The following is a 12,972-nucleotide window of genomic DNA, read 5'->3' as shown; positions in this document are numbered from 1 at the left end:
TCCGCTCAGCCGGAGGCGAGCAAAGCGACTGCGCAGGCCGGCGCGCAATCGGCGGCGGCGCTCGCGGCCTCCGGGACCGCATCGATGAATTCGGCGATGTCGCGATAGGCGCGGCCTTCGGAGAGAGCCAGGCGCGCGACGAGCGCGCGGCCGACGCCGGCGCCGATGATGGGCGCGTCTTCCGCCACCGCCGCGCGCGAGCGCAGCAGCGCGATCTGATCCTCGATCGAGCGCATTTGCGCGCGGGCGAGAAAATCCGCGAAGGCGCGCCATTGCGCGGGCGAGGCCTCGGCGGCGTCGCGACCGGCGAGGCGCGCGAGACGGGCGATCGATTCGGCGACGCTCTTGCCGCGCCCGTCCGCGGTCGGCTCGGCGTCCTCTGCGGCGAGATCGCCGGTCGCGCGGCGCACATCGGCCATGGTCGCGAAATTCTCACGCGCCGGCGGCGTCCAGCGGCCCGCAAAGGGCGCGAGCGTCACGCCGGCGAGCGGATCGCCGCGCGAGAAGCCCGTATAGACCAGCTCGCCATTGGCGAGGCGCTCGGCGTCGCCGCCGCCGACGGCGCAGACGCGGCCGCCGGAAATGGGGACGAGATCGGTCGTCGTCGAGCCCATGTCGATGAACAGCGCTTGCGGGAGTCGCCGCGCGACCAGCTCCGCGCTCGCCCGCCAATTGGCGGAGGCGATGGCCTGCGCCGCGGGGCGCACCTCGGCGAAGGGAAGGAAGCCGCCCTCCCCGGCGTAGAACAGCGTCTCGCCCTTCACGCGCCGGGCGACCGCGGATGCGATGGCGGCGACGCCGGCGGCGCGAGTCTCGAAAGCGTCGGAGAGCTCGGCCGTCATGGTGATGGCGAATCGATCGGCCGCGCCGAGGCGGGCGACCGCCTCCTCTATCGCGCCCTCGAGCCGCGCGAGGCCGTAATGCGGATTGCAGGGCAGCAGCAGCACCTCGACGATCCGCCCGTCAATGGCGCGCGCGGCCTTGAGATGCGCGCCGCCTATGTCGAAGCCGATGACGCTGGCCATGAGCCTTTCCGTTTCGATCGGCGCGTCGCGCGCGCCTTTAAAAAGCAAAAGGGGAGCCGCGAACGGCTCCCCCGATGATTCGTGATCCGGTCGAAGCCGTCAGTTGGCGCCGAAAGGATGCTTGACGTCGTTGCGCTTGGCGACGACCTCGGCGGCCTTCGGCTCGCCCTTGACGGCGCGGGCGATGGCTTCCTTGGTGGCCTGATAGTTGTACTCTTGGATCTTCTTGTCGTCGCTCGCGTCCCAATGGATGAACACGCCGACCGAGATGAAGACGTCATCGGCCTCGGCGAGCGGGATCACGCCCTCGGCGACCGAATCGGCGACCGCCTTGGCGACGCCGGCCTGCGCCGGTCCGAACATCTGAACGGCCTGCTTGGCGTTCTTGATGGTGACCTTGTTGAACAGGATCGTGTTCGGCTTGGCCAGCAGGTTCGGCGCGACGACGGCGAGCAGCGTCGTGAAGCCGTCCTTGTTGTTGACCAGCGCATTGGCGAAGGCGGTCTCGGCGGCGCTGCCGCGCGGTCCGATCAGCAGGTCGATGTGAGCGACCTCATTGCCTTCGCCGACGAGCGACTCGCCGACCAGAAGCTTGTTGATCACGGCCATTTTCTTTTCCTTATGGCTTATCGCTGGGGGAATCCGAGCGAGGGAAGACGAGCCGCCGTCATCAATCATTTTCGCATGACAGCGGCAAGTCGGGACGAAACCGTCGGGACGAGGCCCGATCCAGATTCGAGCGGCTCAGAGCAGGCTGCGCGCCAGCGCGAAAGCGTGGCGGAAGTCGAGACGCAGCGGCTTGTCGGAAGTGGTCATCTGCCGGAAGAGACCGGCCTCCGTTCCGTATTTGATGTCGCCGATGGCGAGCGCGCCGATGCCGAGCGCGCCCGACGGCAGCTCGACGCCCTTGTCGTGCAGCTTGACGCCCTCGACGCCGAGCGGCGGCACGGCGTTGACGTCCGCGGCGATGAGCAGCGATTTGGCGGCGGCGAGATCTTCCGCGGACAGAACCTGCACGCCGGCGCGGGCCGCGCAGAGCGCGATCTCATGCTCGACGAGGAGCGCGCGCACCTGCTCGGCCTTGCTGCCGTCGGCGGGCGTCACCTTCACGCCGAAGCGCTTCTCGATCTCGTCGGCCTGGGCGGTCACGCGCTCGAGGCCGCTATAGCCGACGATCGTCACCTCGGCGCCCTCGAGCGCGGCGATGACGGCGGAGGAATAGCCGACGACGCCGGTCGCGCCATAGACGACGATCTTGGCGCCCTTGAGCTCGCGGCCCTTCTTCTCGCGCAGCACCTTCTCGACGAAGGCGACCATGGCGCCGGCGGTGGTGAAGGAGCCATAAGGGTCGGCGAACAGCGAAATCTCGAAGGGCTTCAGCAGCGCCTTCTCGGCGGCGTCCAGCATGTCGAGCGCGAGCACGGCGTCACGGCCGGCGAAGAAAATTCCGGTGCGCAGGGCGGCCGAGGGCGCGCGGGAGAACATCGCGTCCTGCACCAGCGCCGTCACCTCGTCGAGAGTGACATTCGTATAGGGGACCGCCACGTCGAAGCCCGCGTCGAGCGCCATGTTGACGTCGAACGGGCTCATATGCTTCAGCGTGCTCAACATATGAAGGATCGATTTGGCGGCCATGGGAAATTCCTAACCTTTCTGTCCTTGCCGGCGTGCGAGCGCGCTGCGCGCCCTGCGTGACGCTCGAGCTTAGCCAAGCTTTCGGATGAGCGATACCGGGACGGCGGGCGCGGGCGGAGCCCGGTCTCGAATGGCGAGACGCATAGACCGCAGAACGGGACGAATGTCCAGCCTATTGTCCCGGCGCTGGACAGCGCAGGCGCGGCGGCCGCCTCAATAGCCGAAAGGCGAGGACCCGAAGGAGGAGCCGGCGCCGGGCGGATCGAAGCGATAGCCGTCGGCGCCCCAGACCGGCGCCGGGCGCACGGGCGCGGCATAGGCGGGCGCAGGCGCGGCGTAGGCAGGACCCGCGTAGGCGGGAGCGGCGGCCGGCGGCGGCGCATAGGCCGGACGGCGGGCGGAGCGCCTGGCCTCGGCGGGAGCAGCGGCGACGAGCGCGCCGGCGAGCAGGACGATCGCAAAGCCGCCGATTTTCATGATCCATGCCCCCATCGGCCGCAGATGCGGCTCCGCTGGGGAAAATCGGGCGGCGCAAGGCGGCGTCAAGGCCCCGCGCGAGGGCTTATAGGAAAGCGCTTTTCTCGAGATATTTTATTGCCATCGGCTCGAGCTGGGCGCATTCTTCGCGCCCATGTCGGACGAGGCGTCTCTGCTCGCGGCCAACGCCGCTTATTATCGAGCCTTCGTCGCCGCGGACCTGGATGGGATGGCGGCGATCTGGGGCGATGAGGAAATCTGCTGCATCCATCCCGGCTGGCCGCCGATCTTCGGACGCGAGCAGGTGCTGGCCTCCTTCCGCGAAATTTTGCGCAATCCCATGCAGGACCCGGTTCTGCGCCGCAGCGAGCGCGCGCTGCTCAGCGGCTCCGAGGGACGCATCGTCTGCATAGAGATGGTCGGCCAGGCGGCGCTCGTCGCCACCAACAGCTTCCGGCTCGTCGATGGCGCGTGGCGGCTGGTGCATCATCAGGCGAGCCCACTAATGGTCCAGAGCGAGCCGCCGCCGACCCCGCAGGCGCCGCCGACGCGCTCGCTGCATTGACGGCAGGTTCGCCGAAGCTTCACAGGATCGCCATGAAGGCGACATCCCCTGTTGACCTTTCGCCGCCCCTGCCTCTATAAGTCCGCCCAACCAAGGGCTCGCCCCCCGGGGCGCGGGGCCTTTGCGCGATTTTCATGTCATACGGCCATCGAATGGCGCGGCCTCCCGCGCTCTGCGCCGATCGAAAGGAAAAGACAATGTCCCGCCGTTGCGAACTGACCGGCAAAGGCGTGCAGACGGGCAATCTCGTCAGCCACTCCAACCGCAAGACGCGCACCCGCTTTCTGCCCAATCTGGTCAATGTGACGCTGTCCTCGGACGCGCTGGCGCGCTCCGTGCGTCTTCGCGTCTCGGCGGCGGCTCTGCGCTCGGTCGAGCATCGCGGCGGCCTGGACGGCTTCCTCGTCAAGGCGCGCGACACGGAACTCTCCGACGACGCCCGCGCGCTGAAGCGCGAGATCGTCAAGAAGCTAGCGACCGCCCCCGCGACCGCCTGATCTCGACGGCCTCGGATGCGAGCCTGAAGGCTCGCTCTCATCCGAAAGCGAAGACAAATAGACCCCGCGCCCTGGACAAGAGCGCGGGGTCTTTCCTGTTGCGGCCGCCCTTGCCGACGCGAGCCCCCAGCCACGCGCCGACAATCGCTCTGGGCGGCGTGTCAGCCCCAGATCGACAAAGCTACGCTGAGCAGCAGGGGAAGGGTGGCCAGCGAGAAGATCGCGGCGACGCAGAGAACCCTCTGGACGTCGAGCGGCTCGTGAGACGCCGCGGGCAATCCCGCATTTCGAACTTTGCCAAAGGAAATCATACGCAACTCCCTCGTCACTCCCGGACGGCCGATCGCTCGGACATCCGATCGTCACTGCACGCGCACCAGACGGTCGCGCCGAAATATTAATGCAACAGCCGCCCTGAAGGTTCCCCGCCGACTCGTTTTCGGCGCGGTTGAGCGCTGGTTGCGAAATTAACTCGCTTTAAACTCATTCACCATTCGGTGAACTACGAGAGGCGATTCGCGGCGACGAGCGCCCCCCGAGCGCCCCCTCCCTCACCCTCCCCCGCTTCGCGCACGGCTGTCCGGGGAATGAGTCGATAGGTCGCGGGCGCATGCCCGGCTTTCCCGAGAGTTTCGGGGTACTTTCTGGTTGTCGAGACTCAGAAAGAAAGAGCCGGACATGCGCCTCGAGAATAGCGTCTTCGTCGAGCTTCTCAAACCGATCGATCGTCGCAGCTTCCAGAAGATCGTGGATCGTCACGGCGGCGACGCCTACGACAAATCCTTCAGGAGCTGGAGCCATCTGGTGGCGCTGATCTTCGCGCAGCTGGGCGCGGTCGTCAGCCTGCGCGCCCTCGTCGCCGCCTTCAACGCCGAGGCCAATGGGCATTATCACCTGGGCGTCGGGCGTTTCGCGCGCTCGACGCTCGCCGAAGCCAGCGCCCGCCGGCCCGTCGCCGTCTTCGCCGATCTCTTCGCTCTGCTCGCCGCGACGCTCGACCGCAAGACGCGGCGCGAGGGAGCCGAGATGCTCCGCCTCATCGACTCGACCCCCATCCCTTTGAGCAAGTTCCATGCGTTCGCCCGCTCCAACGGCCGCATCCACGGGCTCAAAATGCATGTCGCCTATGATCGCGGGGCCGACCGTCCCTATCGCGTCGAGGTGACGCTCGCCAATGTCAATGATGTCACCATCGGCAAGAAGACGCCGATCGAGGCGGGCGCCACCTATGTCTTCGACAAGGGCTATTATGATTTCAAATGGTGGAAGGGCATTCACGACGCCGGGGCGCTCTTCGTCACGCGGCCAAAGACCAACACGCGATTGAAGGTCGTCGCCGAACGGCCGCTCGATAAGACCCGCGGCGACGGCTTCACCGTGCTCGCGGACAGCGAGGTCGCGCTGGCCAGCAAGGGCGATTCCAAGCTGCGGATGCGCCTGCGCCGCATCCGCATCGAGCGCGACGCGGCGAGCCGGACGAAATCGCCGATCATCGAGGTGATCACCAACGACATGACCCGCGATGCGGTGGAGATCGCCGCGCTCTACAAGGCGCGCTGGGCGATCGAGCTGCTGTTCCGCTGGCTGAAGCAGCATCTCTCGATCCGCAAGTTCTTGGGCAAGAACGAGAACGCCATCAAGCTTCAGCTGCTGGCGGCGATGATCGCCTTCCTGCTGCTGCGCATCGCCGCGCACAGCCACGGCGTCACTCTGCCGCCGCTGCGCTTCGCCGAGCTGGCTGGCCGCTTCCTGTTCGCGCGCCGGCCCGTCGCATCGATCGACGAGCCGCCGCCCAAATATCGCGTGCCGAGCCGGTGGAAGTCCGACTGCCAGATCGAGATGATCTATGCCTGAGTTTCCCCGGACAGCCGTGTGCGAAGCGGGGGAGGGAAGGCGGCGACGTGACGCGAAATGTCGATGAAGCGCGAAATCTACTCCCTCTCCCGCGCAGCGGGGGAGGGCTGGGGAGGGGGCGCTACGCAACCCCTCACGGCGCCGCGGCGAGGACGCGCGGCCGCTGCGGCGCCGAGCGTTGCGGGGCGCGCGCCGGAGCGGGAGCGGCGTTCTCGCTGAACAGCTCGGCGAGCTTCTCGGTCATCGCGCCGCCCAATTCCTCCGCGTCGACGATGGTCACGGCGCGGCGGTAATAGCGCGTCACATCATGGCCGATGCCGATGGCGATCAGCTCCACAGGCGATTTGGTCTCGATCTCCTGAATGATGTGCCGCAAATGGCGCTCGAGATAATTGCCCGGATTGACCGACAGAGTGGAATCGTCGACCGGGGCGCCGTCGGAGATCATCATCAGAATGCGGCGCTGCTCCTGCCGCGCCAGCAGGCGGCGATGCGCCCAGTCGAGCGCCTCCCCGTCGATATTCTCCTTCAGAAGGCCCTCGCGCATCATCAGGCCCAGATTGCGGCGCGCGCGCCGCCAGGGCGCATCGGCGGCCTTGTAGATGATGTGGCGAATGTCGTTGAGCCGGCCGGGGTTCGGCGGCTTGCCGTCGGCGATCCAGCTCTCGCGCGATTGGCCGCCCTTCCAGGCCTTGGTGGTGAAGCCCAAAATCTCCACCTTCACGCCGCAGCGCTCCAACGTGCGCGCGAGAATATCGGCGCAGGTCGCCGCCACAGTGATCGGCCGGCCGCGCATGGAGCCCGAATTGTCGAGCAGCAGAGTGACCACAGTGTCGCGGAAATTCGTGTCCTTCTCGCGCTTGAAGGAGAGCGGCTGCTGCGGATCGATGACGACGCGCGGCAGGCGCGCAGGATCGAGCATCCCCTCCTCGAGATCGAACTCCCAGGCGCGGTTCTGCTGCGCCATCAGCCGCCGCTGCAGGCGATTGGCGAGCCGGCCGACGACGGAGGAGAGATGCAGGAGCTGCTTGTCGAGATAGGAGCGCAGGCGATCGAGTTCCTCGGCGTCGCAGAGATCCTCCGCCTTCACCGTCTCGTCGAAGCGAGACGTATAGGCCCTGTATTCGCCGCCGGAGCGATCGGACGAGGAGGTCGGCGGCCGCCGCGTCTCCATCGCCTCGTCCACATCGCCGGAGTCGATCTCCTCCAGCATCTCGCTGTCGAGAATCTCGGCGGCTTCGCTCTCGCCCTTCTCCAGCGCCTCCTCGGAGGCGGTGGCGGTGTCCATCTCGGAGGAGCCGGACTGCTTGTCCTCCTCGGTCTCCTCGCCCTCGGCCTCATCGGGATTTTGCGGCTGGTCCTCGCTCGGCTCCTCGGCGTCCTCCTCGCCGCCCGCGCTCTCGCCCTCGAGCTCGAGCGACGCGAGCAGGCGATGCGCGAGCTGCGCGAAGCCGCGCTGATTCTCGAGCGCCGAGACGAGCTTGTCGAGATCGGCGCCGGCGCGCTCCTCGATCCAGGGGCGCCAGAGATCGACCGCCTTGCGGCCATGCGGCGGCGGCGCGATGCCGGTCAGGCGCTCGCGCGCGATGAGCGCCAGAGCGTCCTCGAGCGGCGCGTCCTCGCGCGTCTCGATCTCGGAGAAGCGGGCGCGCTGATAGCGATCGTCGAGCATGGCGCCGATATTGGCGGCGACGCCATCCATGCGGCGCGAGCCGATCGATTCGACGCGCGCCTGCTCCAGCGCGTCGAAGGCGGCGCGGGCGTCGGGCGACTGCGGCTGCACGCGGCGATGCACCGCCTCATCGTGGCAGGCGAGGCGCAGAGCGATGGAATCGGCGTGACCGCGCACAATGGCGGCGTCCTGGGCGGTGAGCTTGCGCGGCGGCTCCGGCAGGCGCGCCTTGGCCTTGTCGTCGGCGCCGAGCAGCATGGCGCGCTCCGGCGAGAAGGAGACTTCCAGCTCCGCGCGCTTGGCCATGGCGCGCATCGCGCCGGCGACGGCGCGCTTGAACGGCTCCTGCGGAGCCTCCTTCGGCGAGGCTGGTTTGCGATTGGATGCCATGGAAGTCCGTTCGATCGTGAGCTCTGCGTCCGCCGCGGGCGAATGCGCCTATATAGCCTATGCCGGATCGGCAGTTATGAAAATCGGCGAAGACGCAATCACGCGCGAATTCCGGCAAAGCACGAATTTCTCCTTCGTAATCAGCGATTTGAGCCTGCATATGACGGAAAGATGACGCAATCTCATTCTAAGCTATTGAAATTTTTACTGTTTTTTCAAAGCTTCCGGTCAATTTCTCGCGCCGGAAGCCCCCGAATCCGAGCTGAGCCATGTATGAGATCGCCTCCCGATATGGAGTCGTCACCGAATTTCGCGACGTCGACGAACTGTGCTTCAAATGGCAGGTCGAGGCGCCGGTCGGCGGCCTGCCGCCTTATGAGCAGATCGCCCTGGGCAGCCTCGGCCGGCTCGCCGACGATCTGGCGCTGGCGGCGCGCGGCGCGGATGGCGGCTTCGCCTTCTCCTATGGCGGCGGCGCCTTCGAGGCCTGGCTGGGCGCGTCGCTGCGCGGCCTGCGGCTCGACGCGCTGGAGCGCAATTACCGCGACGCCATCGGCGAGGCGCTCGAAGCGGCCGAGGCCAGCAGAACGCCGGCGGCGACGATGGCGCGCAGCATTCGCGGCGGGCTGGTGCAGACTTGCGAGATCGTCGTCTTCCCGCTGTCGAGCCATTGGGGCGCGACGCTGTTTCTCGTCTTCGCGCGCGAGCGGACGTCCAAGCACGATCTCGTCGACGCCATCTATCGCGCCACCGATGGCGGGCTAGCGACGCTCGCCGCCGTCCACGCCGGCCGCGACATCGTCGATTTCGTCATTGTGAGCCTCAACGCCAGCGCCAGCCGGCTCTTCGGCGGCGCCGAGCGCGATCTGCAATGGCGGCGCATCAGCGAGATCGTCCCGGCCTGGATGACCGACGGGACCTTCGAGCGCTTCGCCGCCATTTTCCGATCGGCGCTCCCCGACACATTCGAGGTCGCGCATCGCTCGGCCGAGGGCGTCGCGATGCATTTGCGGCTGTCCGCCGCGCCCATGGGCGATCTCGTCGGCGTGACGCTCACCGACGTCACGCCGCTGAAGGCGCGCGAGGCCTCCTTCCGCCTGCTGTTCGAGAGCAATCCCATGCCCATGTGGGTGCATGATCCGCAGAGCCTGCGCATCATGGCCGTCAATGACGCGGCGGTCGCCCATTACGGCTATGCGCGCGAGCGCTTTCTTCGCTCCACCTTGCTCGACCTCTATGCGGAGGAGGAATGGCCGGCGGTGACGATCGCCCATGAGAGCCCGGCCAATCGCCGTCCCGCGGACCGCATATGGATCAATCGCACAGCGGAGGGGCGCGAGATAAAGGTGCAGAATTACGCGCGCGAGATCGCCTTCGACGATCGTCCGGCGATATTGCTCGCCATCGTCGACGTCACCGAGCAGCGCGAGCAGGCCGCCCGCATCGCCCATCTCGCGCATCACGATCCGCTCACCGGCCTCGCCAATCGCGCGCTCTTCCGCGCGCGGCTGACCGAGGAGCTGCAGCGGCTCGACAATGGCGCGGCGGGCCTCTGCGTGCTCTATCTCGATCTCGACGGCTTCAAGGATGTGAACGACGCCTTCGGCCATCCGGTCGGCGATCGGCTGCTGATCGCCGTCGCCGAGCGTCTGCGCGAGACTCTGGCGCCGGGCGATATGGTGGCGCGCGTCGGCGGCGACGAATTCGCCATCGTGCAAGCGGGCGCCGGAGCGAGCGAGGCGGACCGGCTCGCCGAGCGCATCGTGAGCGCGGCGAGCGTGCCTTATGAGGTCGACGGCCATGTGGTGACGGTGGGCGCCAGCGTCGGCGTCTCGGTCGCGCCGATCGACAGCGGCGACGCCGACACGCTGCTCAAGAACGCCGACATAGCGCTCTACCGCGCCAAGGCGGACGGGCGCGGGCTGCATCGCTTCTTCGAGCCGGAGATGGCGGCCTCCATTCTCGTGCGGCGCACGATGGAGGCCGATCTGCGCCACGCGCTCGCCGCCGGCGAGTTCGAAATCTATTATCAGCCGCTCGTCGACCTGGTGACCAATCGCATCGTCGCCTCGGAGGCGCTGCTGCGCTGGTTCCATCCCATGCGCGGCGCGGTTTCGCCCAATGAGTTCATCCCGCTCGCCGAGGAGACCGGGCTCATCACGCCGATCGGCGAATGGGTGCTGCGCGAGGCCTGCCGCGAGGCGGCGAGCTGGCCGGAGCCGATCGGCGTCTGCGTCAATCTCTCGCCCGCGCAATTTCGCTCGCGCTCGCTGGTGCAGTCGGTTTTATCGGCGCTGGCGGCGAGCGGCCTCGCGCCGCAGCGGCTCGAGCTGGAGATCACCGAATCGGTGCTGCTCGCCGAAAACCACGCCAATCTCGCCGTGCTGCATCAGCTGCGCGGCCTCGGCGTGTGCATATCGATGGATGATTTCGGCACCGGCTATTCCAGTCTCAGCTATCTGCGCTCCTTCCCCTTCGACAAGATCAAGATCGACCGCTCCTTCGTGAAGGAGCTGCCGGAGAATCAGGAATGCGGGGCGATCGTGCGCGCCGTGGCGGGAATCGGGCAGTGCCTCGGCGTCGCCACCGTGGCCGAGGGCGTGGAGACGCATGAGCAATTGGCGCGGCTGCGCGCGGAAGGCTGCACGCAGATGCAGGGCTTTTTGTTCAGCCGCCCGACGCCGGCGGCGGAGCTGCGGCGCATGCTGGAGGACGACGGCGAGATCTGGACGAAGGTGGGGAGCGCGGCGTAAGCTCTGCGCCGCGGCGAGAAGGAGAATGGTGGGGGAAGTAGGACTCGAACCTACGAAGGCATAGCCAGCGGATTTACAGTCCGCCCCCTTTGCCGCTCGGGACATTCCCCCAGCTTCTCGACGGACCCTAGAGGATAGGTCCCGCGAGCGACGGCCCTGTGAAGGGCCGGTGAAGCAGGGCGCATATGGGGAATTTGCTCGCCCGCTGTCAACCCGAAAATGACCGAAGGCGTCGCCGGCCCGTCGCCGGCTCAGGACTGGCTCTGCGACTGGCCCTGGGCGCGGGCGATGCTGACGCGCACTTCCGCCGTCTCGCCGCCGCCGCCAGCATGGGCGGCGCGAATGGGCGCGGCGCCCAGATGATCCAGCGCCACGGCCACGCGCACATAGCTCTCGTCGGGCGAGGCGCCGCGCGTCGGGTCGAAGCCCACCCAGCCGAGCCCCGCGACATGCGCCTCGGCCCAAGCGTGGACGGCCGCGCCAGCGTCGGCGCGCAGCGCATAGCCGGAAACATAGCGCGACGGAATCTCGAGGCTGCGCGCGCCGGCGATGAAGACATGCGCCGCATCCTGCGCCGAGCCGCGGCGACGCGCGAAGATGTCGGAAGCCGCGACGGCGCCGCTCGTCGGCTCCTCCGCCACGACGAAGGCTTCGTGGAGCGCGCCGACCAGCGCATGGAGCTTGGCCAGCGTCTCCCTCTCGCGCGCCGTCGCCGCCAGCGCGAAATCGCAGATCGCGTGATCCGCCTCGGTCAGCGGCGTCTCACGCAAATAGAGCTCCGGCGGAAAACGCTCGATCGCGCCGCGCGCGACGCCCGCGGTGTCGAAGGTCTCGACCGCGCCTTCGACCACGGTGGTCAGCGCCTCGAGCGGCCCCTCGACATAAATGCTGTGCACGACATTGCCGAAAGCGTCCTCGCAGGCGCGCAGGCGGCAGTCGCGATCGACGTCGATGCGCCAGTCGAGAACATGCTGCCCGTCGTAATTGCGCGGGGTGAGCGCCAGCTTCTGAATCGCCGCCTTGGCCGGCTCCGCGTAACGATAGATCGTCTCGCGCCTGACTCTTATGTGCATCTTTCACCGCAAAGGGAGCCGGAATCGCCGGCTCCGACACATCTCATTCTAGAAAAGATACTGCTCCGACACCAGAGCCCCCAGCCGATGATTATCGGCGATGAAGCTCTGAATGAAATCATGCAGGCCGTTGTGGAATACATTCTCGATGGTCGCATGCTCGAGCTGGCCGAAGACGGTGCGGGCGTGGCGCTGCGCCGGGCCTTGCTTGCCATGCGATTTGCCGAGACGATCGAGATTCTGCACCACGCTCTCATAGCAGGCGATGAGCGAGCGCGGCATTTCCGGCCGCAGGATCAGGAGATCGGCGACGAGCCAGGGCTTCAGACTGTCGCGATAGACCCAATGATAGGCGGTATGCGCGGAGACCGCGCGCAATATCGCCGTCCATTGGAAATAGTCGAGCGAGCCGCCGACCGCCTCCGTCTCCGGCAGCAGCACGTGATATTTCACATCGAGCAGACGCGCCGTGTTGTCGGCGCGCTCGAGATAGAGGCCGACGCGCGAGAACCAATAGGCGTCGTTGCGCAGCATGGTCCGATGCGCGCCGCCATCGTAAGCGGCGGAGACCTGCTTCACGAAATCGAGAAAGCGCGTCACCTCCTCGGCGGAGCGGCTCGCCTGCTCGAAGGCCTTGAGCTCGAGGAAGGCGCCGTTGATCGCCTCCCACATTTCCACGGTGAGCGCGGTGCGCACGGCGCGGGCGTTGACGCGGGCGAGCTCGATGCAATTGCGAATCGAGCTCGGATTATCCGGCGAGAAAGCCAAAAATTGCGTGACATTGGCCTCGTCGACCGTCAGCCCCGCCGCGTGAAAGGCGGGCGCGGCGCCGGAGGAGAGCAGCGCGCTCTCCCATTCCGTCTCCACGCCGCCATAGGCGCGGGGAAGCGTGGCGAGGCGCCGGGACGCCTGCAGTATGCGCGCGAGAAAATCCGCGCGTTCCATATATCGGGCCAGCCAGAAGAGGTTGTCGGCGGTGCGTGAGAGCATGAGATCCCGTCGTTTCGGCGCGCTGTTCTTACTGTGAATTC

At 67.2% G+C, this 12,972-nt stretch carries 13 protein-coding genes and 1 tRNA gene; 5 read left to right on the top strand and 9 right to left on the bottom strand.

The features are described from left to right. Positions 1 to 5 precede the first annotated feature (5 nt). The 4 genes from K369_RS21940 to K369_RS21925 all read right to left on the bottom strand — a co-directional run bounded on the left by K369_RS21940 (position 6) and on the right by K369_RS21925 (position 3,137). A complete protein-coding gene (locus K369_RS21940) occupies positions 6 to 1,025 on the bottom strand; it encodes a hydantoinase/oxoprolinase family protein (protein ID WP_036296196.1) in 1,020 nt (339 codons plus the stop codon). 99 nt (positions 1,026 to 1,124) lie between these two features. Next, positions 1,125 to 1,634: a formaldehyde-activating enzyme gene (fae, locus tag K369_RS21935; RefSeq protein ID WP_036294216.1), complete on the bottom strand. Its 510-nt coding sequence runs from the start codon at positions 1,632 to 1,634 to the stop codon at positions 1,125 to 1,127. Between the two features lie 135 nt (positions 1,635 to 1,769). Then, complete coding sequence (locus tag K369_RS21930) at positions 1,770 to 2,660, bottom strand: NAD(P)-dependent methylenetetrahydromethanopterin dehydrogenase (RefSeq protein WP_036294211.1); 891 nt, start codon at positions 2,658 to 2,660, stop codon at positions 1,770 to 1,772. Positions 2,661 to 2,873: 213 nt separating this feature from the next. Continuing rightward, positions 2,874 to 3,137 carry a hypothetical protein gene (locus K369_RS21925; RefSeq protein ID WP_036294209.1) on the bottom strand — a complete coding sequence of 88 codons (264 nt, stop codon included), beginning with the start codon at positions 3,135 to 3,137 and terminating at the stop codon, positions 2,874 to 2,876. Between the two features lie 154 nt (positions 3,138 to 3,291). Here K369_RS21925 and K369_RS21920 point away from each other — a divergent pair, with 154 nt between their 5' ends. Further along, a complete protein-coding gene (locus K369_RS21920) occupies positions 3,292 to 3,702 on the top strand; it encodes a nuclear transport factor 2 family protein (protein ID WP_036294207.1) in 411 nt (136 codons plus the stop codon). A gap of 197 nt (positions 3,703 to 3,899) precedes the next feature. Next, on the top strand, positions 3,900 to 4,199 hold the full coding sequence (rpmB, locus tag K369_RS21915) for a 50S ribosomal protein L28 (RefSeq protein WP_036296194.1): 300 nt from the start codon (positions 3,900 to 3,902) through the stop codon (positions 4,197 to 4,199). Positions 4,200 to 4,360: 161 nt separating this feature from the next. Here rpmB and K369_RS27295 read toward each other — a convergent pair whose 3' ends face one another. After that, positions 4,361 to 4,510, bottom strand: a complete 150-nt coding sequence (locus K369_RS27295; RefSeq protein ID WP_198033177.1) for a hypothetical protein — start codon at positions 4,508 to 4,510, stop codon at positions 4,361 to 4,363. Positions 4,511 to 4,877: 367 nt separating this feature from the next. Here K369_RS27295 and K369_RS21910 point away from each other — a divergent pair, with 367 nt between their 5' ends. Beyond that, positions 4,878 to 6,053 carry an IS4 family transposase gene (locus tag K369_RS21910; protein ID WP_036289774.1) on the top strand — a complete coding sequence of 392 codons (1,176 nt, stop codon included), beginning with the start codon at positions 4,878 to 4,880 and terminating at the stop codon, positions 6,051 to 6,053. A 133-nt stretch (positions 6,054 to 6,186) separates the two neighbouring features. Here K369_RS21910 and cobT read toward each other — a convergent pair whose 3' ends face one another. Further along, on the bottom strand, positions 6,187 to 8,115 hold the full coding sequence (gene cobT / locus K369_RS21905; protein ID WP_036294205.1) for a cobaltochelatase subunit CobT: 1,929 nt from the start codon (positions 8,113 to 8,115) through the stop codon (positions 6,187 to 6,189). On the opposite strand from cobT, the gene K369_RS26720 reads away from it, so the two are divergent. After that, positions 8,030 to 8,290, top strand: coding sequence for a hypothetical protein (locus K369_RS26720; RefSeq protein ID WP_198033206.1), 261 nt, complete (start codon positions 8,030 to 8,032; stop codon positions 8,288 to 8,290). The two genes, cobT and K369_RS26720, sit on opposite strands and share 86 nt — an antisense overlap. A 94-nt stretch (positions 8,291 to 8,384) precedes the next feature. Continuing rightward, complete coding sequence (locus K369_RS21900; RefSeq protein WP_051949463.1) at positions 8,385 to 10,868, top strand: bifunctional diguanylate cyclase/phosphodiesterase; 2,484 nt, start codon at positions 8,385 to 8,387, stop codon at positions 10,866 to 10,868. A 26-nt stretch (positions 10,869 to 10,894) separates the two neighbouring features. On the opposite strand, the gene K369_RS21895 is transcribed toward K369_RS21900, so the two are convergent. The 3 genes from K369_RS21895 to K369_RS21885 form a co-directional block, all read right to left on the bottom strand. Continuing rightward, positions 10,895 to 10,979: transfer RNA gene (locus K369_RS21895), tRNA-Tyr, on the bottom strand. A gap of 140 nt (positions 10,980 to 11,119) precedes the next feature. Further along, a complete protein-coding gene (locus K369_RS21890; protein WP_036294202.1) occupies positions 11,120 to 11,941 on the bottom strand; it encodes a transglutaminase family protein in 822 nt (273 codons plus the stop codon). A 48-nt stretch (positions 11,942 to 11,989) separates the two neighbouring features. Next, positions 11,990 to 12,931: an alpha-E domain-containing protein gene (locus K369_RS21885; protein ID WP_018266912.1), complete on the bottom strand. Its 942-nt coding sequence runs from the start codon at positions 12,929 to 12,931 to the stop codon at positions 11,990 to 11,992. Between the last annotated feature and the right edge of the window lie 41 nt (positions 12,932 to 12,972).

The sequence above is a fragment of the Methylosinus sp. PW1 genome, from assembly GCF_000745215.1.
GTDB lineage: Bacteria > Pseudomonadota > Alphaproteobacteria > Rhizobiales > Beijerinckiaceae > Methylosinus.
The sequence above is the reverse complement of the archived record's forward strand: the minus strand, read 5'-3'. Positions and strand labels throughout refer to the sequence as shown.